The following is a 20,443-nucleotide window of genomic DNA, read 5'->3' on the forward strand; positions in this document are numbered from 1 at the left end:
CCCCACAGCACCCCCGCACCACCCAGGAGCCCAGAGACAGATGGCACGCACCTCGACGCGGTCCGGCTCGACGACAGAACCCGGTGACTTCACCGAGAACATCGTCGACATCGACGTCGCCCAGGAGATGGAGGGCTCGTTCCTCGAGTACGCCTACTCCGTCATCTACGCGCGCGCCCTGCCCGACGCCCGCGACGGGCTCAAGCCGGTCCAGCGCCGCATCCTCTTCCAGATGTCCGACATGGGTCTGCGTCCCGACCGTGGGCACGTGAAGTCCGCGCGCGTCGTGGGCGAGGTCATGGGGAAGCTGCACCCGCACGGCGACACGGCGATCTACGACGCCCTGGTGCGCATGGCGCAGCCTTTCTCGCTGCGGCTGCCGATGGTCGACGGTCACGGGAACTTCGGATCCCTCGACGACGGCCCTGCTGCCCCTCGGTACACCGAGGCGCGCCTCGCACCGGCTGCGCTGGTGATGACCACGGGTCTCGACGAGGACGTCGTGGACTTCGTGCCGAACTACGACAACAAGCTGGTCCAGCCCGAGGTCCTGCCGGCCGCTATCCCGAACCTGCTCGTCAACGGTGCGTCGGGCATCGCCGTGGGCATGGCGACCAACCTGGCCCCGCACAACCTCATCGAGGTGATCGCGGCGGCGCGGTTCCTCGTCGCGAACCCGAAGGCCTCGCTCGAAGACCTCATGCGCTTCGTGCCCGGACCCGACCTGCCCACGGGTGGCAAGATCGTCGGCCTCGAGGGCATCCGCGACGCGTACAGGACGGGTCGCGGGTCCTTCAAGACGCGTGCCACGGTCCGGGTCGAGAACGTCACACCCAAGCGCAAGGGGCTCGTGGTCACCGAGCTGCCCTATCTCGTGGGTCCCGAGAAGGTCGTCGAGAAGATCAAGGAAGGCGTCCAGGCCAAGAAGCTGTCGGGCATCACGGCCGTCACCGACCTCACCGACAGGTCGCACGGGCTGCGCCTGGTCATCGAGATCAAGACGGGATTCAACCCCGAGGCCGTCCTCGAGCAGCTGTACAGGTACACGCCGATGGAGGACTCCTTCGGCATGAACAACGTGGCGCTCGTCGACGGCCAGCCGCGCACGCTCGGCCTGCGCGAGATGCTGTCCGTCTGGGTCGACCACCGCATCGACGTGGTGCGCCGCCGCTCGCAGTTCCGGCTGACCAAGCGCCTGGACAGGCTGCACCTGGTCGAGGGCCTGCTGCTCGCGATCGTCGACATCGACGAGGTCATCCAGGTGATCCGCAGCTCGGACGACGCCGACACGGCGCGCGGACGCCTGCGCGAGGTCTTCGACCTCTCCGAGGCGCAGTCCGAGTACATCCTCGAGCTGCGGCTGCGACGCCTCACCAAGTTCTCGCGGATCGAGCTCGAGAAGGAGCAGTCGGCCCTCGTCGAGGAGATCGAGCAGCTGCGCGCGATCCTCGGGGACGACGCGCTGCTGCGCCGCGTGGTGAGCGAGGAGATGGCCGAGGTCGCGAAGGTCTACGGGACGCCGCGACGGACGATCTTGCTCGACTCGGCAGGTGGCGGCGTGACGGGCGCTCCAGGGCTCCCGGGGCCACGTGGCAGCCAGGTGTCCCTCGAGATCGAGGACACCCCGTGCTGGGTGCTGCTGTCGTCGACGGGTCTCCTCGCCCGGACCTCCGACGACACCGTCCCCGTCCGCGACGACCACCGGCACGCCCACGACGTGCTGAGCACGTCGCTGCTGTCGTCGGTGCGCAGCGAGGTCGGTGCGCTGACCTCGGCCGGACGGGTCGTGCGGGTCTCGGTCCTCGACCTCCCGTCGTTGCCGCCCACCCAGGGTGCACCGAGCCTGTCGGGCGGGGTGCCCGTCGCCGAGGTCTGCACCCTCGAGCCGGGTGAGCAGCTCGTCACCCTCGTCTCCCTCGCCGAGGACGCACCGACCCTCGCCCTCGGGACCGCCGGTGGCACCGTCAAGCGCGTCGCCCAGGGCGACGTACCGAGCAAGGACAGCTGGGAGGTCGTCTCCCTCAAGCCCGGTGACACCGTGGTCGGCGCCGTGCCGGTCTCCGACGACGACGAGCTCGTCTTCATCAGCTCCGAGGCGAGCCTGCTGCACTTCTCCGCGAGCGCCGTGCGCCCCCAGGGCCGGACGGCCGGCGGCATGGCCGGCATCAAGCTCACGGGCGACCAGCGTGCGGTGTTCTTCGGTGCTGTCCCCGCGGGTCAGGCCGAGCAGTGCGCGGTGGTGACGATCGCCGGTGCGTCGGACGCCCTGCCGGGGACCCAGACGGGGAGCGTCAAGACGACGGCCTTCGAGGTGTACCCGGGCAAGGGACGAGCGACGGGCGGGGTGCGGGCGCACAGGTTCCTCAAGGGCGAAGACACGCTGCTGCTCGCGTGGGTGGGCACAGCCCCGCCGCACGCGACAGGGGCCGCCGGGCAGCCCCTCGACCTGCCGCCCGCCGACCCGCGGCGCGACGGCTCGGGCACGATGCTCGACGCGCCGGTCCACGCCGTGGGGTGATCGCGGGCAGGTGACCGGGGGCGTCGCCCGGTGGAAGTTCTCCCCATCGACGGTCTCGCCGTGCGGGGACGACGATGGGCAGCGAGAATTCACCGACCGCGTGATGCACGTCGCGGCCCCCCACCCCCCTGGAGCACCCTCATGCGCACCTCCCTCCTCGTCCGTTCGTCCGTAGCGCTCCTCGCGACAGGGATGGTGCTCAGCGGCTGCTCGAGCGACGGTGACGAGAAGGTCGCCTCGCCCGTCTCCGCCGAGGCGACAGACGACGCCACCGACGAGAGCACCGACGAGCCGACGGAGGACTCGGACGACGACTCGACCGAGGACGCGACCGACGAGGCGACCGAGGACAGCACTGACGACGCCGACGACTCGGGCGACGGGTCGGTCGACGGCACCCAGGTGATCGACGTCGACGGGTCCGACAAGGACCTCACCCTCGAGATCCCCACGGGGTGGCAGCCCTCCGACGCGATGGACAGCTCACCCTTCATCATCTTCGTGGCGGTCTCCCCCGAGGTGTACGAGGCCTTCAGCCCGAACGTCGTCGTGACCGTCGAGGACGTCCCGTCCGGGGCGTCCGAGGACGACATCTTCGCCAACCACACGGCGGCCGCGCTGAGCCTCGACTCGACCGAGCCCGACGGCAGCACGGGCACTGTCGGCGGTTACCCGTCCCACACGGTCTCCGGTCTGCGCGAGGGGCCCTCGGGCGAACAGCTCGCGCAGAGCTCGACCCTCGTGATCGTCGAGGGCGACGACGGCTCGACGGTCGCCCTGGCCCTCGCGCTGACCACCCACGCGGACGACTCGGCCGGGCGCGACGTGCTCAGCGGCGTGCTGTCGTCGGCCACGATCAGCTGACGGGACGGCACCCATGGACCAGGCACGACGGGTCGTCGTCACCGGCGGCAGCGGAAAGCTCGGGCGCGCGTGCGTCGCGGACCTCCTCGAGCACGGCTACGAGGTGGTCAACGTCGACGTGGCACCTCCGCCCGAAGACCAGGGCTGCGCCTACGTGCGCGCCGACCTCACCGACCTCGGGCAGACCCTCGCCGTGCTCACGGGCGTGGATGACAGGTACCGGGGCGTCGACGCCGTCGTGCACCTGGCCGCGATCCCCGCACCGGGCGGGTTCCCGGACCACGTGATCTTCGAGACCAACACCGTCTCGACGTACAACGTGTTCTCCGCGGCACGGACGGCCGGGATCCGCACCGTGGTGTGGGCCTCGAGCGAGACCGTCCTCGGTCTGCCCTTCGAGACCCCTCCCCCGTACCTGCCGGTCGACGAGGAGTACCCGGGCCGGCCGGAGTCCTCGTACTCGCTGTCCAAGCTGCTCGGTGAGCACACGGCCGCGCAGATGTGCCGGCAGGACCCGTCGTTGATGATCCACGCGCTGCGGTTCTCCAACGTCATGGAACCCCACGACTACGCGGCGTTCCCGGGCTTCGACGCCGACCCGTCGCTGCGCCGCTGGAACGCGTGGGGGTACATCGACGCCCGTGACGGCGCGCAGGCGATCCGTCGGTCGCTCGAGCACGGGCACCCGGGCTTCGAGGTGTTCGTCATCGCCAACGCCGACACCGTGATGAGCCGCAGCAGCACCGAGCTGGCCGCGGCCGAGTTCCCCGGCGTCCCGCTGCGTGACGGGCTCGGCACGCACGAGACCCTGCTGTCGATCGACAAGGCGCGACGGGTGCTCGGCTTCGACCCGCAGCACTCGTGGCGCGACCAGGTCTGAGCAGCCCCTGGCCCGCGGTTCCCGGGGACGCCGCCCCGGGTGGGCGGCGCCCTGAGAGCGCCACGGCCCCGGGCCGACGCGCGGCGGGCGACCACCTGGCGGTCGCCCGCCGGTCTGTCGGCCGTCGTCCCTAGACTGACCCCATGCTCACCGCGCGCGCTGCTGCCCTGAAGTCCGCCATCGCCTCGCGCGTCGTCGTCGCCGACGGTGCGATGGGCACGATGCTCCAGGCGGCCGACCTCTCCCTCGACGACTTCCAGGGTCTGGAGGGCTGCAACGAGATCCTCAACGTCACCCGCCCCGACGTGGTCGAGTCGGTCCACGACGCGTACTTCGCCGTCGGTGTCGACTGCGTCGAGACCAACACCTTCGGGGCCAACTGGTCGAACCTCGGCGACTACGGCATCGACGACCGCATCTTCGAGCTCGCCGAGGCGGGCGCGCGGGTCGCGCGCCGCAGCGCTGACAAGCACGCCACGCCCGACAAGCCGCGCTGGGTCCTCGGCTCGATGGGACCGGGCACCAAGCTGCCGAGCCTCGGGCACACGAGCTACGCGCACCTGCGCGACACCTTCGCCCAGCAGGCTGCCGGTCTGGTGGCCGGCGGCGCCGACGCGATCCTCGTCGAGACCAGCCAGGACCTCCTCCAGACCAAGGCGGCCGTCAACGGCTCGAAGAAGGCCATGGCGGAGTCGGGTGTCGAGGTGCCGATCTTCGTCCAGGTGACCGTCGAGGCGACGGGCACCATGCTCATGGGCTCCGAGATCGGCGCCGCCCTCACGACGCTCGCGGCGCTCGGCATCGACTCGATCGGCCTGAACTGCGCGACCGGCCCAGCCGAGATGAGCGAGCACCTGCGCCACCTCGCCAAGCACTCGGCCGTCCCCCTCACCTGCATGCCCAACGCGGGGCTGCCCGTGCTCGGCGCCAACGGTGCGCACTACCCGCTGAGCCCGGCCGAGCTCGCCGCAGCGCACCAGCAGTTCGTCCGGGAGTTCGGTCTCGGGCTCGTGGGCGGCTGCTGCGGGACGACGCCCGAGCACCTGCGCGCCGTGGTCGAGGCCGTCGGCGGGGTACCCGTCGTCGAGCGCTCCCCCGAGCCTGAGAAGGGCGTCGCGAGCCTCTACACCCACGTGGACTTCGACCAGGACGCGTCCTTCCTGGCGATCGGCGAGCGCACCAACGCGAACGGGTCGAAGGCCTTCCGTGAGGCGATGCTCGCCGAGGACTGGGACGAGTGCGTGCAGATCGCCCGGGCGCAGACCCGCGACGGCGCGCACCTGCTCGACGTGTGCGTGGACTACGTGGGGCGCGACGGCGTCGCCGACGTCCGGTCTGTCGTGTCCCGCCTCGCGTCGGCCTCGACGCTGCCCCTGGTCATCGACTCGACGGAGCCGCCGGTCATCCAGGCCGGTCTCGAGCTCGTCGGCGGGCGCGGGGTCGTCAACTCGGTGAACTTCGAGGACGGCGACGGCGAGACGTCGCGCTACGGGCGCATCATGCCGCTCGTCAAGGAGCACGGCGCGGCGGTCATCGCGCTCACCATCGACGAAGAGGGCCAGGCGCGCACAGCCGAGACCAAGCTCGCGATCGCGAGCCGCCTCGTCGACGACCTCACCGGCCGCTGGGGCATGGACGTCGCCGACATCATCGTCGACACCCTCACCTTCCCGATCGCCACGGGACAGGAGGAGACCCGCCGCGACGCCATCGAGACCATCGAGGCGATCCGCGCGCTCAAGGCGAAGTACCCCGGGGTGCACACGACGCTCGGCGTCTCGAACGTCTCCTTCGGGCTCAACCCGGCCGCACGTGTCGTGCTCAACTCGGTGTTCCTGCACGAGGCCGTCCAGGCCGGGCTCGACTCGGCGATCGTGCACGCCGCGAAGATCCTCCCCCTCGCGAAGATCCCCGACGAGCAGCGCCAGGCCGCTCTCGACCTCGTCTGGGACCGCCGCGAGTACGACGCCGACGGCGCGATGACCTTCGACCCGCTGGCCCGTCTCCTCGACCTCTTCGCCGGGGTCGACACCGCAGCTCTCAAGGACCGGCGCGCCGCCGAGCTCGCGGCGCTCCCCCTCGGCGAGCGGCTCGAGCGTCGCATCCTCGACGGCGACCTCAAAGGTCTCGACACCGACCTCGACCAGGCGCTCGGCGAGGGCATGACGGCCCTGGCGATCATCAACGACCACCTGCTCGCCGGGATGAAGGTCGTCGGAGAGCTCTTCGGCAAGGGCGAGATGCAGCTGCCCTTCGTGCTGCAGTCCGCCGAGGCCATGAAGACTGCCGTGGCCTACCTCGAGCCGCACATGGAGAAGACTGACGAGGCCGGCAAGGGCACCATCGTGCTCGCGACCGTCCGCGGGGACGTGCACGACATCGGCAAGAACCTCGTCGACATCATCCTCACCAACAACGGCTACACGGTCGTCAACATCGGCATCAAGCAGACCATCGCCGCGATGATCGAGGCCGCCGAGGAGCACCACGCCGACGTCATCGGCATGAGCGGCCTGCTGGTGAAGTCGACCGTCGTCATGCGGGAGAACCTCGAAGAGCTCAACGCACGAGGCCTCGCGCAGAAGTACCCGGTGCTGCTCGGCGGTGCCGCACTGACCCGCACCTACGTCGAGGACGACCTCGACGCCGTGTACGACGGCCAGGTCCGGTACGCCCGCGACGCCTTCGAGGGCCTGCGCCTCATGGAGCCCCTCGTGCGGGTCGCCCGCGGCGAGGACGTCGCCTCGGTCGGTCTCCCGCCGCTCAAGAAGCGCCGCCACGCTACCGTGACGGTCACCCAGACGGCCGACGAGGACCTCCCGCCGCGGTCCGACATCGACTCCGACAACCCTGTCCCGACACCGCCGTTCTGGGGGTCGCGGATCGTCAAGGGGATCCAGCTCGCCGACTACGCGGCGTTCTTGGACGAGCGCGCGACCTTCATGGGTCAGTGGGGTCTCAAGCCGTCTCGTGCCGACGACTCCGCGAGCTACGAAGAGCTGGTCGAGACCGAGGGCCGCCCGCGTCTGCGCGACTGGCTCGACCGCATCAAGACCGACAACATGTTCGACCCCTCGGTCGTCTACGGATACTTCCCCGCGGTCGCCGACGGCGACGACATGGTGATCTTGCACCACGAGGGCCCCGACGGCGGCTCGGGCGGCGAGCCGGGCACGGAGCGCATGCGCTTCACCTTCCCGCGGCAGCGCCGCGACAGGCACCTGTGCCTGGCGGACTTCGTCCGGCCGAAGGACTCGGGCGAGGTCGACGTGGTCGCCTTCCAGCTCGTGACCGTCGGCGCCTCCGTGGACCCGCACACAGCCCGGCTCTTCGCCGAGAACAGGTACCGCGAGTACATGGAGCTGCACGGCCTCTCCGTCCAGCTCACCGAGTCCCTCGCCGAGTTCTGGCACTCCCGCGTGCGCGAGGAGCTCGGCTTCGCCGCCGAGGACCCGGCAGACCTCGACGGCATGTTCAAGGTCGACTACCGCGGCGCGAGGTTCTCCCTCGGCTACCCGGCCTGCCCCGACATGGAAGACCGCCGCAAGGTCATGGAGCTGCTGCGCGCCGAGCGCGTGGGTGTCGTGCTCTCCGACGAGCTCCAGCTGCACCCCGAGCAGTCGACCGACGCGATCGTGTTCCACCACCCTGCCGCGAAGTACTTCTCGGTGTGAGCGTGGTCGGCGGGTCAGCAGGACGGCCCGCCCCTGGCGGGTCGGTGCCGCAGGGAGCCACCGCGCTGCGCCCGACCTGGGAGTCGCTCCCAGCCCAGGTCCGGCACACCGTCGAGACGAGGCTCGGGTCGGCCGTGGTCGAGGCCCGGTCGCAAGACTCGGGCTTCACCCCCGGTCTCGCGTCGCGGCTGCTCCTCGCAGACGGCCGGCGCGTCTTCGTCAAGGCGGCCTCGACCGAGATGGCTCCTTGGATCGTCGAGGCGTACAGGCGCGAGTGCGAGGTGACGGCGGCGCTGCCTGCAGGAGTTCACGCTCCGCGCGCCCGGTGGATTTGCGAGGACGGACCGTGGTTCGTCGCCGTCATGGACGACGTCGAGGGGCACCACCCCCGACGTCCGTGGCGCGCCGAGGAGCTCGCGTCAGTCGTGGCGATGCTCGGCGAGAACGCTCGGGCGCTCACGCCCCCGCCCCACGGTCTGCACGTACCGCTCCTCGCCGACGAGCTGGCCGCCGAGCTCGCCATGGTGCGCGATCTCGACCTCCCGTGGCGCGACACCTGCGTCGACCTCGCCGAGCGGATGCTCGCCTCCCCGGCGACCACGGTGGTCCACACCGACATCCGCGACGACAACGTCCTCCTGACCGAGCAGGGTGCTGTCACCGTCGACTGGAACTTCGTGGCCGCCGGACCAGCCTGGTTCGACACGGTGTCTCTGCTCGTCCAGGCGTACGGCGACGGGATCGACTGCGACAGCGTGCTCGCCGGTGACCCGCTCACCCGGGGCCTCGACCCGGACCTCGTCGACGGTGTGCTCGCCCTGCTGCTGGGCTACTTCACCTGGGCCGCCGCGCAGGAGCACGTCGAGACGTCTCCGTAGCTGCGCAGCCACCAGGCCTGGTACCGGGACGCCACCTGGTCGTGGTTGTCGGACCGTCGCGGCTGGAGCACCGGCTGAGGCGCGTCACCGCCCGGCCAGCACCCCGCGGCGCTGGGCACGGCGCAGCGTCCCGAGCACAGGGCGTCCGAGCAGGAGCACCGCGACGACGTTCGTCACGGCCCGCAGGGTGTCCCACGTGGGGGTCGAGGTCGTCAGCGTGAAGACCGCGAAGCGGCGCAGGTTCTCGGTGAGCTCCCCACCAGGGACGTACGAGACCTGCGTGCCGCCACCGAGCGCGAAGGGCCAGAACCACAGGTTCATCAGCGCGCCGAAGACGTAGGCGACGAGCGCTGCGTACACGGCGAGAGCACCGATCTCGACCCATCCGCGGGGACGGACCCGCCGGGCCAGCACGCGTCCCAGCAGACCTGCTCCGAGCCCGATCCACCCGGCCGCCATCATCTGGAACGGCAGCCACGGACCGACTCCCGCGGTGATCAGCGCCGAGGCGGCGAGCGACACCGTGCCGAGCAAGAACCCGAAGGTCGGGCCGAAGACGTACCCCGCGAGGACGAGGAGGAAGAACACGAGCTCGATGCCCCCGGTCCCCGCACTCAGCAGCCGCAGTGCCGCGTTGACCGCCGACAGCACACCGAGGAGCGCCAGCGTCCGTGGGTCGAGCTCACCGCCGGTGAGCTGGACGAGCAGCAGGACGAGCACGACAGGGAGCAGGACGACGAGCAGCCACGGTGCGCTCTGCCCGGAGGCGCGTGGGAGCACGCTCGCGACGAGCGGCCAGCAGAACATCACCAGCCCGATCAGGCTCGTGAGGACGAGCAGCACTGTGGACGCCGACCGGGCCGCGGTCCCCCGGTACCCGACGAGCGGGTCTGCGACGGACAGCCGAGCCTCAGCAGCCCGGTCTCTGCCTCGCGTCACAGCGCCGTGCTCCCGAGGACGTCGGACACGCGGTACCAGGGGCTGGGCGCGAAGACCTTGGCCACCTGGGGCGCGAAGCCCGTCGAGGCCGTGAGCATCTCGCGGGCCGGTCCGTCGGCGACGATCTCGCCCTGCGCCATGAGGACCACACGATCGGCGAGGTCGGCAGCGAGCTCGACGTCGTGGGTCGCGACCACGACCGCGGTCCCCTCGCGCGCGATCGTGCGCAGGGTGTCGACGAGCGTCGCCTTCGCGGCGTAGTCGAGGCCTCGTGTCGGCTCGTCGAGCAGGAGCACCCGCGCGGGCACGGCGAGGACCACCGCGAGGGCGAGCGCGAGCCGCTGCCCCTCGGACAGGTCACGGGGGTGGGTGCCGCCGTCGATCCCGCCGACCATCGACGCGAGGAGCGCACGCGTCGTGCCGTCGGACGCAGCCGCGTCGTGGTCCGCTGCACGGCACTCGTCGTCGACGGTCTCGCAGAAGAACAGGTCAGTGACGTCCTGCGGGACGAGGGCCACCAGGTCACGGGCTCTGCGCGGCCCGACGGCGGCCGGGTCGCTCCCGTCGACCTGGACGTGGCCGCCGTCGCGGCGCCCGCTCCCCTGGAGCGCCCACAGCAGCGACGACTTGCCCGAGCCGTTACGGCCCATGAGGGCGACGACCTCCCCCGAGGACAGCTCGGTCGAGACGGAGCGCACGGCCTCGAGGTCCCCGTAGCGGACGCTGACAGACCGGGCGACAAGCCTCGGGTCATCGTGCGCGTCTTCCCGCGGGCCTCCCAGAGGAGCAGCGAGGTCACTCGCAGCCCCGTCGTCCTGAGCGACGAGCCGCGCGTAGGGACGCGCCGCGCGAACCGTCAGCGGAGCGGGGTCCCAGCCGAGCGCGTCGGCCAGCCGCAGCAGCGGCGGTGCGCTCGACGTGCCCCGCAGCAGCTCAGCAGCGCCGCCCGAGCGCACCGATCCGTCCCCCGGCAGGTAGAGGACCCCGTCGGCCGCGTGCAGGACACGCTCGAGCCTGTGCTCGGCCAGGACCACCGTGAGGCCGAGGTCTTCCACGAGCCGACGGACGATCGCGAGCACCTCTTCGGCGCCGACGGGGTCGAGGGCCGAGGTCGGTTCGTCGAGGACGAGCACCTGCGGTGCCGCCGTCAGCACCGCACCGATCGCCACGCGCTGCTGCTGGCCGAGGGAGAGCGAGCGCAGCGGACGGTCGCGCAGGTCGGCGAGCCCGACGAGGTCGAGCGTCTCCTCGACACGTCGGCGCATGGCAGCCGGGGACACCCCGCGCTGCTCCATGGAGAAGGCGAGCTCAGACTCGACCTCGGAGGTCACGAAGCCGTGCGCAGGATTCTGGGCGACGTAGCCGACGAGGTCGGCCAGGTCGCGGGGCCGCACGAGCCGGGTCGAGCGGCCGTCGACCGTCACCTCTCCCGTCATGACGCCGGGTGAGAAGTGCGGGACCAGACCGTCGACCATGGCCAGCAGCGTCGACTTGCCGGAGCCGGTGCCACCTGTGACGAGCGTGAGCTGACCCTGCTCGATCGTGGTCGAGACGTGGTCGAGGACGACCCGGCCGTCGTCGTGGACCAGGCTGACGTCGTCGAAGACGATCATGCGAGGACTTCCTCTCTCCGAGGACGGACCGCCGCCGTCGGGGGCGCGACAAGGACAGGCAGCGCCGTGAGGAGGGCGGCGGCGAGGCCGACCGCCGAGAGCGCCGGCAGGAGGACAGGTCCGGGATGCGCGACACGCGGCCCGGCTGCGACGACGAGCAGCCCCAGAGCAACCATCCCCGACGCGGCGACCAGCGCAGCCCGGACCGTCCAGCGCTCGGCTCTGTAGACCGTCCGGCGCACTGTCGTGCCGGTGCGCAGCGCGACCACGCAGAGCAGGACCGCCAGGCAGGCCAGAGCCGGCGCAGCCCACCCGGGCCAGGACGCGTCGAAGAGCGCGTAGGTCGCGAGAGCGACGACACCCACGGCTCCGAGCAGCGAGATTGGCTGCACGAGCCGACGCACCGATGGACGCACTGAGGTGCGACGGAGTACCGACGCGGACGACGACGATGCAGGAGGCGGCACGGGCATCGCCCCGTAGCCGCGGGACTCCATGGCTGCGGCCAGCGCGGACGACCTGTCCATGGTCCCCTCCAGGACCGGCACGACGGTCCGGCGCAGCCCGGGTTGCTTGCCGCGCAGGCGCGCGGCCTGCCGCACGTCGAGGACCGAGCGTCCCAGGGTCGGCAGCACCGAGACCGCGACGACCAGCGCCGTGGTGATCCCGGCGAGAGCGGACGGGGCGTGCCGCAGCAGACCGAGCGCGTCGGCGAGGGTGTGCGCGGCTCCGACCGCCAGGATCACGACGGCGAGCTGGAGGCCTCCGGTCAGGCCACCGAGCAACGCCTCGCGGGTCACCGTGCCGAAGAGCACGACGGGACCGACCGAGACCTCGGGCAGCCTCAGCACCCCGGTCCCCGCGCCCGCCGGCAGCACGACACGGAAGACCAGCCGGACCGCGACGGTCCAGCCCGCGACCCAGAGATAGGTGCGGAAGACCGACCCGCGACGGGCCGGGTCGGCGCACGAGGCGACGACCGCGAGGACCGCGGCGACGAAGGTCACCAGCACGACCAGGTGCGTGGTCGTCGTCGCTGCGGCAGCGACACCCAGACCCCACACCCACCACGCGGCGGGGTGGACCGGCACTCGACGCCTCACTGTCGTCGACCCCGCGCTCGGGCTGCCGCGAGGCAAAGCAGTCCCCCGGCCAACCCGAGCCCCACCAGCGCCACGACCCCGGGCGAGGCATCGACAGACGGCGATGCGCCGGGTGAGACGAGGTCCCGGGTAGACCCCGGAGCATCGAGGACCTGCCCCTCGGCGACCGGGCTGGTCGAGGACCTTCCGGTCCCGAGGACGCCCCAGCCCTGCGGGACGACCCCCTCGTTCGCCTCCGCAGGACTGACCTGCGGAGACGCAGCCTCGTCGGACGTCACGAAGACGAGACCTACGATGTCGCCTCGCGCTACCTCCGTCGAGGTCACCCCGCGCGTCGCATAGGTCCACGTCGATGCGTCGGTCGAGGTCCACAGCGCCCAGTAGGCCCCCTGGGACGGGGTACGCAGGCACGGCTCGGTCCCGACGCTGCCGTCGGCCCTCAGGACGTCTTCGTCGAGCGCGGGACGTCCGTCGACCCTGCACACAAAAGCCGCTCCCCACTGCTCGGTCCCCTGGAGCTCGACCCCCGCCGCTGCCACGGCGTCGTAGGCCGTCACGGGCCCGTCGGCCGCAGCACAGGCGAGCCCGCTCACCGGTCCGAGCGCGGCCGTGTCGAGCACGCCTCCGTCGACCACCACCGTCACCCCGTCGCACGCCGTCAGGCCCGACGACGCCCCCGGCCCCGGAGGACGGACCCCGACGCCACCCGAGAGACCGGCCACCACGGCAGGACGCGCCGCAGCACCGTCGGTCAGCACCGTGTGCACGGCTCCGGTGCCCGGCGTCGCCCCAGGCCCGGCACCGACCACGAGGGCCGGACCGAGGACGGCGGCGAGGACCAGGCTCTTCACGGCTCTGTGCTAGCCGAGCAGGTCGTCGAGACCTTCGCCCGCGAGGGCGACCGTCGCCTGGGCTGTGGTGCGCACGTCAGGCTGGTCGGCGAGCAGGAACGCTCCGGCGTCCTCACCGTCGGTCACCTGCTGGGCCATGAGCCACGCGATGCCCTGGCTCGCATCGGCGTCGCCGTCCTCGAGGGCAGAGACCGCGACCGCGGTGCTGTTGACGCTCGGACCGTCGCTGTCGGCAGAGGCCCACGACGTGCCTGCGTCGTCTGCAGCGCCGACCGAGTCGAGCCACGCGAGAGCCTGCATGATGACGGGTGCGTCGTCGTCGGTCCCGGCCACGACGAGCGCCGAGACGGCGAAGGCTGTCGAGTCCACGTCCGAGACGCAGTCGGCCGGGGCCGAGCTGGACAGCTGCGCCGGGAAGCCAGCACCCTCGCACTGCTGCGCGGCGAGGTAGTCGACAGCCTGCTGGGGTGCAGCGTCCTGGGTGGCGAGGGCGGCGACGGCCCACGACTGCGAGATCGTGTGCGAGTAGTCGTCGGCCCCGAGGTCGGAGAACCGGCCTTCGTCGGTCTGGAGTGCGAGGAGCTCTGCTGTGAGGTCACGCCCGCCGATGCTGTCCGTCGGGAGGTCGGCCGCGTCCGTGACTGCGAGCAGCTTGCCGGTCGCACCTGCGTACTGCGCAGTGGTCCCGTCCCCGACGTAGGCCGCGACGGCCTCGTCCGTGGTGAGCGCCTCGGCGTAGGTCTGGGCCGCGTCGTCCTGGTCCGCCGCGAGGAGCGCGAGCACCACGTCAGCGGTCAGTCCGTAGTCGTCGTAGGCGACGCCGTCGAACTCGGTCTGGAACACCGTGCCGGCCGCAGCCTGGGCCTGCAGCCACGTGGCAGCCGCGGCGGCCTGCACCTCGCTGTCGCCCGGACCCTGCGCGGGTCCGGTCGTCGCCGGTGCGCTCGTCGCGTCGCTCGTCGACGAGGCGGAGCCTGACGCCGACGGGGCAGCAGGAGTGTCGTCCGACGAGCAGCCGGCGAGCAGGCCGAGCGCGAGCGTCGCGGAGGTGGCGAGCAGCAGATGGGGTCGACGGTTCACTGAGGTCCTCTTCGGGTGGTGCGGGGCGAGGGCCACGCGCTCTCCGCGGACCCGACCGTGCCTGCTGACCGGTCGCGTGCAGTCTAGGTGGGCTCGGCCGTCTGGTCCGGGGGTGCCCGTCAGGCGAGCGGCACGCCGACGCGCTCGATCTCGATCGAGTACATCCTGGACCCCTGGGCCTTGGTGAACCCGAGAGTCGAGTACAGCCCGAAGGCGCCCGAGGGGTTGTCGGTGTCGACGTCGAGCTCCGCGTACTCCATGCCCGAGGCCTTGTAGGCCTCCATCGCGGCACCGAGCAGCGCCACGGCGAGCTTGCGGCCGCGGTACTGCCTGCGCACGCCCAGCGTCTCGATGTACCCGCTCGAGTACCCCGCGACAGGCCAGTCCTGCTCGTAGCGACCCGACAGCAGGTACGCCGCGACGTCAGGGGTCCCGGCGCTGTCGTCGAGCGCGACGAAGCTCCAGCCCGGTGCGAACATGGACCGTCCCTGAGCCCACGACTCCGGGGTAGCGGGCTCGCTCCCCCAGTGGTCGCGGAAGGCGTCGTTGTGGGCGAGCCTCACGGCGTCGTCGAGCTCTTCGCTCCAGGGCACGATCCGCAGGCCGCCGTCCAGCTCGGGGTGGCGCACGGGCTCGCGGAGGTCACGCCGGAGGTTGGAGTAGAAGCGGTTCGCCTCGTAGCCCGCCGCCTCGTAGAGGTGCCAGTGCGAGGGCGAGGTGTCTTCGAGGTACGCCGCGATGCGGCCGGGGACGTCCTTGTCGGACGCCTCGAGGATGTCTTTGGCACGCCGGGTCATCCAGGCCACGAGCGCCCGGCCGACCCCGGCGCCGCGCGAGAGCGGGTGCACCCCGCCCATGACGAAGACGCGCTGGGTCGTCTCGTCGCCGGGCCGCGCCTCGAGGCACGCGTAGGCACGGAGCACCCCGTCCGCGTCGAACCCGGCGACGGTGTCTGCCGGGATGTCCTTCCAGTCGCCCTCGAAGATCTCCTCGACCTCGGCGTGGGACGTCCTGTAGGGCTGCTCGTCCGCGACCTCCATCGTGACGATGAGCTCGTAGAGGGCGTCGACGTCAGCGGTGCTGAGCGGACGCCAGGTGAGCCCGAGATCGCCGGGCAGCATCGCGACGCTCGCGCGCCTCGCGGCGGTCGGACCGCCAGGCTTCTCGTCTGTCATGAGGTCAGCGTAGGGACACCGGGCCGAGAGGGCACGGATATCAGCGGATCGTCGGCGCGTTGGGGGTCGTTTCGGGGTGCTTCACCCCGGTCCGACCACCGTCAGGCGTCGATGCGTGCCCTGTCGAGCTCGCTCGCCCCGGCGACGATGAAGTCCTTGCGCGGGGCGACGTCAGACCCCATGAGGAGCTCGAAGACCCGCTCGGCGTTCTCGGCGTGGGCGGCGGTGACACGCCGGAGCGTGCGGTGGCGCGGGTCCATCGTCGTCTCGGCCAGCTGGTCGGCGTCCATCTCACCCAGGCCCTTGTACCGCTGGATGTCTTCCTTGTACCGCTTGCCCGAGCGGTCGAGCTTCTTGAGGACAGCTGCGAGCTCGGCCTCGGAGTACGTGTAGATGTACTCGTTCTTGCGAGAGCCTGCCCCGATGACCTCGACCCTGTGCAGCGGCGGCACAGCCGCGTACACCCGACCGGAGTCGACGAGGGGTCGCATGTACCTGAAGAACAGGGTGAGCAGGAGCGTGCGGATGTGCGCGCCGTCGACGTCGGCGTCGGTCATGAGGACCACCTTGCCGTACCGGGCGGCCTGGAGATCGAAGGAGCGTCCCGAGCCTGCACCGAGGACCTGGATGATCGCCGCGCACTCGGCGTTGCGCAGCATGTCGCTCACCGAGGCCTTCTGCACGTTGAGGATCTTGCCGCGGATGGGCAGCAGCGCCTGGAAGTCCGAGGACCTGGCGAGCTTGGCGGTGCCGAGCGCGCTGTCACCCTCGACGATGAACAGCTCGGAACGGGCGACGTCGTCGCTGCGGCAGTCCGCGAGCTTGGTGGGCAGCGAGCTCGTCTCGAGAGCGTTCTTGCGCCTCGAGATCTCTTTCTGCTTGCGGGCAGACAGGCGCGCGCGCATCTCGGCGACGACCTTGTCCATCAGCAGGGACGCCTGGGTCTTCTCGTCACGTTTGGCAGAGGTGAGCATCGCACCGATCTGCTGCTCGACGACCCGCGCGACGATGGCTCGGACGGGTGCGGTCCCGAGGATCTCCTTCGTCTGTCCCTCGAACTGGGGCTCGGCGAGACGGACCGTCAGCACGGCGGTGAGGCCCGCCAGGACGTCGTCCTTCTCGATGCGCTCAGCCGAGTCCTTGGTCGAGACCTTGAGGCGTCGGGCGTTGGTCTCGACAGCCTTGCGCATGACCTTGAGCAGTCCGGCCTCGAAGCCCGACAGGTGCGAACCGCCCTTGGGCGTCGAGATGATGTTGACGAAGCTGCGCACCTCGGTCTCGTAACCCGTGCCCCAGCGCAGGGCCAGGTCGACCTCGCAGTCGCGCGAGACCTCCTGGGCGACCATGTGCCCCCGGTCGTCGAGGACCGGGACGGTCTCCTTGAAGCTGCCGGAGCCGGTGAGGTGCCACGTGGCGGTCACCGGGGTGTCCGGTGCGAGGAACTCGACGAAGTCGACTGTCCCGCCGTGGTGCACGAAGGTCTCCTCGTGCGGGCCGTCAGCACCCGGCGTCCCCTCGAGGCCGCGCTCGTCACGGACGGTGATCGTCAGGCCGGGGACGAGGAACGTGGTCTGGCGCACTCGGGTGACCAGCTCGTCGTAGGCGAACACGGCCGTCTTGGGGAACACCTGGCGGTCGGCCCAGTAGCGCACCCGGGTTCCGGTCGTCCCCCGCTTGGCCTTGCCGACGATCGCGAGCTCAGAGGTGCTGACGAAGGGCGTGAACGGAGAGTCGGGGCTCGGGCCGCTCTTCGGGTCCTCGAACTGGCCGGGCTCTCCGCGCCGGAAGGTCATCCTGTGCACCTTGCTCGACCTGTCCACCTCGACGTCGAGGCGGGCCGAGAGCGCGTTGACGACCGACGCGCCGACACCGTGCAGACCGCCCGATGCCGTGTACGAGCCACCGCCGAACTTCCCGCCGGCGTGCAGCTTGGTGAACACGACCTCGACACCACTCAGACCGGTCTTCGACTCGATGTCGACGGGGATGCCACGGCCGTCGTCGGTGACGGTCACGGAGGAGTCAGCGTGGAGGATGATGCCGATCCGCGTGCAGTGGCCGGCGAGCGCCTCGTCGACGGAGTTGTCGATGATCTCCCACAGGCAGTGCATGAGACCGCGCGAGTCTGTCGAGCCGATGTACATGCCCGGTCGCTTGCGGACGGCCTCGAGCCCTTCGAGGACAGAGAGGTGCCGAGAGGTGTAGCTGGATTCAGCGGATGCGGTCGTCACGACCCTGAGCCTAATCGGTGCCACCGACACGGGGCCCGCGACCGGCCGCAGGCGCGGCGACGGGCGCGCTGCCGCGAATACGCGCGGAGCGAACCGAGTCGTCCTGAGGGGAATGATCTGGCGCGGGGATGGTTACATACTGATGTGACTACCTCATCGACCGAAGCCATGACAGTGGCCGACCGCTGCGATCGCTGCGGCGCTCAGGCCTACGTACGAGTGCAGCTCCCCTCCGGCGAGCTCTTCTTCTGCGCCCACCACGCGCGTGCCCACTCCGAAGCCTTCTCCTCGGTCGCGACCCACGTCCAGGACGAGACGGACCGTCTGCTCGCAGAGCACGGAGCCGGGTCGACCGCACGCGGCTGACCGCACCCACACCTGACCGTCGACGCGCCGGTCGTGACACTGCCACCGCGGTGCACGGCCGGCGCGTCGTGCGTCCGCAGGTGACCGAGACCACGGGCACCTGCAGCCGCGCGTGTCAACCGCTCCTCACCCCGCATGAGAGGCTCGGAGGATGAGATTCCGAACCCCCGGCCTGCTCGTGGCCGTGCTCCTCGCGACCTCCCTCGCGGCATGCTCCGACAGCACAGAGACCCCGTCCCCCACCACCCCAGCTGCGACGACGACGACGACCCCGGCCGAACCTCCTGAGCAGCAGGTCCCCGTGCCCGGCGAGCCCCTGACGGTCCTCTTCATGGACTACGCCCCCGCTGCCGAGGGCGACGAGGCCTTCGCCCCGACGATCACGGGACTCGCTGAGCTGGGCTACGACGTCGCGCCGATCGACGTGAGCTGCGTGGAGGGCGGTGCCAAGATGCTCGGGGTCGAGGACGACCCGACGAGCCGCGCCGTCGTCCTGTACTTCGACAGCTTCGAGACTGCCGACACGTTCTCGACCCTGTGGTCGGGCAACATCTACGGCTCCCTCGAGACCACGGTCTGCGAGCAGGCCGCGGGCTGAGCACGGCCCTCCGGCCGCGCGGTCGCGTCCCGACGCACAGCACCACCGTCACGCGAGAGAGCCCGGTCACGTCATCGACGTGACCGGGCTCTCTCGCGTGCGCGACTGACGACAGTCAGTCGAGATAGTCGCGCAGCACCTGCGAACGGCTGGGGTGACGCAGCTTCGACATCGTCTTGGACTCGATCTGGCGGATCCGCTCGCGCGTGACCCCGTAGACCTTGCCGATCTCGTCGAGGGTCTTCGGCTGGCCGTCTGTCAGCCCGAACCGCATCGATACGACGCCAGCCTCACGCTCGGAGAGCGTGTCGAGGACCTGGTGCAGCTGCTCCTGGAGCAGCGTGAAGCTCACAGCGTCGGCAGGGACGACGGCCTCGGAGTCTTCGATGAGGTCACCGAACTCGCTGTCACCGTCTTCACCGAGGGGGGTGTGCAGCGAGATGGGCTCACGCCCGTACTTCTGCACCTCGACGACCTTCTCGGGCGTCATGTCGAGCTCTTTGGCGAGCTCTTCCGGGGTCGGCTCGCGGCCGAGGTCCTGGAGCATCTGGCGCTGGACACGGGCGAGCTTGTTGATGACCTCGACCATGTGCACAGGGATGCGGATGGTGCGGGCCTGGTCGGCCATCGCACGGGTGATCGCCTGACGGATCCACCACGTGGCGTATGTCGAGAACTTGTAGCCCTTGGTGTAGTCGAACTTCTCGACGGCACGGATGAGTCCGAGGTTGCCCTCCTGGATCAGGTCGAGGAACAGCATCCCGCGGCCGGTGTAGCGCTTCGCCAGCGACACCACGAGGCGGAGGTTCGCCTCGAGCAGGTGGTTCTTGGCGCGACGCCCGTCACCCGCGATCCACTCGAGCTCGCGGCGGGCCTTGGGCTCGAACTTGGCGTCCGGCGCGCTCAGGCGCTCTTCGGCGAACAGGCCCGCCTCGATGCGCTTGGCGAGGTCGACCTCCTGCTCGGCGTTCAGCAGGGCGACCTTGCCGATCTGCTTGAGGTAGTCCTTGACAGGGTCGGCCGTCGCACCGGCGGTGACGACCTGCTGGGCCGGCTGGTCGTCGTCGTCGGAGTCGGAGAAGACGAAGCCGCGCGACTCGTCGGCCTCTTCGGGCTTCTTCGTCGCGGTGGTCGACTCGTCCGTGTCGTCGCCCTCGACCTCGACCTGGTCGGCCTCGTCGACGTCGTCGGCCTTGCGGCGACCGCGCTTGACGGGCGCGGCCTTGGCGGCGGTCTTGCGCGGTGCACGCTTGGTCGTGGTGACAGGTGCGGCGTCGTCAGCCGTGGCTGCAGAGCCGTCAGCCGGAGCGGCGGTGCCGCTGCCGGTGACGACAGGCTCGGGTGCGGGCTGGCCGACCGTGCGGGTCGTGATCGCTGCGGCCTTCTTGGGTGCGGCCTTCTTGACGGCGCGAGCGGTGGTGCTCGTGGCGCGGGTCGTCGACGCTGCGGCCACCGTCGAGGTCGGGAGGTCGACGTCGACCCCGGCGGTCACGAGAGCACGGAAGACAGTCTTGAGACGCTTGGCGTCACCGACCTGCGCCTGCTCGCAGGCATCGCGGAAGGACTCCGCGTCGACACGACCGTGGGTCGCACCACGACGGAGGAGTTCTTGGAGAGCGGGGTGCTCGAATTCACGCGGGAGGGCGGGATTCGCAGAGATGGGCGCCACAAAC

General features: G+C 70.8%; 15 protein-coding genes. 7 read left to right on the plus strand and 8 right to left on the minus strand.

Annotated elements, in window-relative coordinates; genetic code table 11:
* The first annotated feature begins 40 nt into the window (after positions 1-40).
* The 5 genes from HZZ10_RS05515 (at position 41) to HZZ10_RS05535 (ending at position 8,814) form a co-directional block, all read left to right on the plus strand.
* Entirely contained in the window at positions 41-2,518 is a 2,478-nt protein-coding gene (locus HZZ10_RS05515; RefSeq protein ID WP_179912742.1) for a DNA gyrase/topoisomerase IV subunit A, read from the plus strand.
* A 141-nt stretch (positions 2,519-2,659) separates the two neighbouring features.
* Positions 2,660-3,382, plus strand: a complete 723-nt coding sequence (locus HZZ10_RS05520) for an LpqN/LpqT family lipoprotein (protein WP_179912743.1) — start codon at positions 2,660-2,662, stop codon at positions 3,380-3,382.
* A gap of 13 nt (positions 3,383-3,395) precedes the next feature.
* Positions 3,396-4,262, plus strand: coding sequence for an NAD-dependent epimerase/dehydratase family protein (locus tag HZZ10_RS05525; protein ID WP_179912744.1), 867 nt, complete (start codon positions 3,396-3,398; stop codon positions 4,260-4,262).
* A 143-nt stretch (positions 4,263-4,405) separates the two neighbouring features.
* Positions 4,406-7,936, plus strand: a complete 3,531-nt coding sequence (metH, locus tag HZZ10_RS05530; protein WP_179912745.1) for a methionine synthase — start codon at positions 4,406-4,408, stop codon at positions 7,934-7,936.
* A 44-nt stretch (positions 7,937-7,980) separates the two neighbouring features.
* Complete coding sequence (locus tag HZZ10_RS05535; RefSeq protein WP_179912746.1) at positions 7,981-8,814, plus strand: aminoglycoside phosphotransferase family protein; 834 nt, start codon at positions 7,981-7,983, stop codon at positions 8,812-8,814.
* 84 nt (positions 8,815-8,898) lie between these two features.
* Here HZZ10_RS05535 and HZZ10_RS05540 read toward each other — a convergent pair whose 3' ends face one another.
* The 7 genes from HZZ10_RS05540 to HZZ10_RS05570 form a co-directional block, all read right to left on the minus strand.
* The gene (locus HZZ10_RS05540) at positions 8,899-9,753 is read right to left on the minus strand and encodes an ECF transporter S component (protein ID WP_308507502.1); all 855 of its coding nucleotides are present in this window, start codon (positions 9,751-9,753) and stop codon (positions 8,899-8,901) included.
* Positions 9,750-11,366: an ABC transporter ATP-binding protein gene (locus tag HZZ10_RS05545; RefSeq protein WP_179912747.1), complete on the minus strand. Its 1,617-nt coding sequence runs from the start codon at positions 11,364-11,366 to the stop codon at positions 9,750-9,752. Before HZZ10_RS05545 ends, HZZ10_RS05540 begins: the two co-directional genes overlap by 4 nt.
* Complete coding sequence (locus tag HZZ10_RS05550) at positions 11,363-12,457, minus strand: CbiQ family ECF transporter T component (RefSeq protein ID WP_179912748.1); 1,095 nt, start codon at positions 12,455-12,457, stop codon at positions 11,363-11,365. The genes HZZ10_RS05545 and HZZ10_RS05550 overlap by 4 nt, the downstream gene beginning before the upstream one ends.
* A gap of 8 nt (positions 12,458-12,465) precedes the next feature.
* Entirely contained in the window at positions 12,466-13,320 is an 855-nt protein-coding gene (locus HZZ10_RS05555; protein ID WP_179912749.1) for a hypothetical protein, read from the minus strand.
* Between the two features lie 9 nt (positions 13,321-13,329).
* The gene (locus tag HZZ10_RS05560; protein WP_179912750.1) at positions 13,330-14,400 is read right to left on the minus strand and encodes a prenyltransferase/squalene oxidase repeat-containing protein; all 1,071 of its coding nucleotides are present in this window, start codon (positions 14,398-14,400) and stop codon (positions 13,330-13,332) included.
* A gap of 119 nt (positions 14,401-14,519) precedes the next feature.
* On the minus strand, positions 14,520-15,575 hold the full coding sequence (locus HZZ10_RS05565) for a GNAT family N-acetyltransferase (protein ID WP_228087148.1): 1,056 nt from the start codon (positions 15,573-15,575) through the stop codon (positions 14,520-14,522).
* Between the two features lie 101 nt (positions 15,576-15,676).
* On the minus strand, positions 15,677-17,806 hold the full coding sequence (locus tag HZZ10_RS05570) for a DNA gyrase/topoisomerase IV subunit B (RefSeq protein ID WP_179912751.1): 2,130 nt from the start codon (positions 17,804-17,806) through the stop codon (positions 15,677-15,679).
* Positions 17,807-17,974: 168 nt separating this feature from the next.
* On the opposite strand from HZZ10_RS05570, the gene HZZ10_RS19405 reads away from it, so the two are divergent.
* Complete coding sequence (locus tag HZZ10_RS19405; RefSeq protein ID WP_228087150.1) at positions 17,975-18,172, plus strand: DUF7455 domain-containing protein; 198 nt, start codon at positions 17,975-17,977, stop codon at positions 18,170-18,172.
* A 151-nt stretch (positions 18,173-18,323) separates the two neighbouring features.
* A complete protein-coding gene (locus HZZ10_RS05575) occupies positions 18,324-18,770 on the plus strand; it encodes a hypothetical protein (protein ID WP_179912752.1) in 447 nt (148 codons plus the stop codon).
* A 115-nt stretch (positions 18,771-18,885) separates the two neighbouring features.
* Here HZZ10_RS05575 and HZZ10_RS05580 read toward each other — a convergent pair whose 3' ends face one another.
* The gene (locus HZZ10_RS05580; protein ID WP_179912753.1) at positions 18,886-20,439 is read right to left on the minus strand and encodes an RNA polymerase sigma factor; all 1,554 of its coding nucleotides are present in this window, start codon (positions 20,437-20,439) and stop codon (positions 18,886-18,888) included.
* Between the last annotated feature and the right edge of the window lie 4 nt (positions 20,440-20,443).

The organism is Sanguibacter inulinus, from assembly GCF_013415325.1.
In the GTDB taxonomy this organism is placed as follows: domain Bacteria; phylum Actinomycetota; class Actinomycetes; order Actinomycetales; family Cellulomonadaceae; genus Sanguibacter; species Sanguibacter inulinus.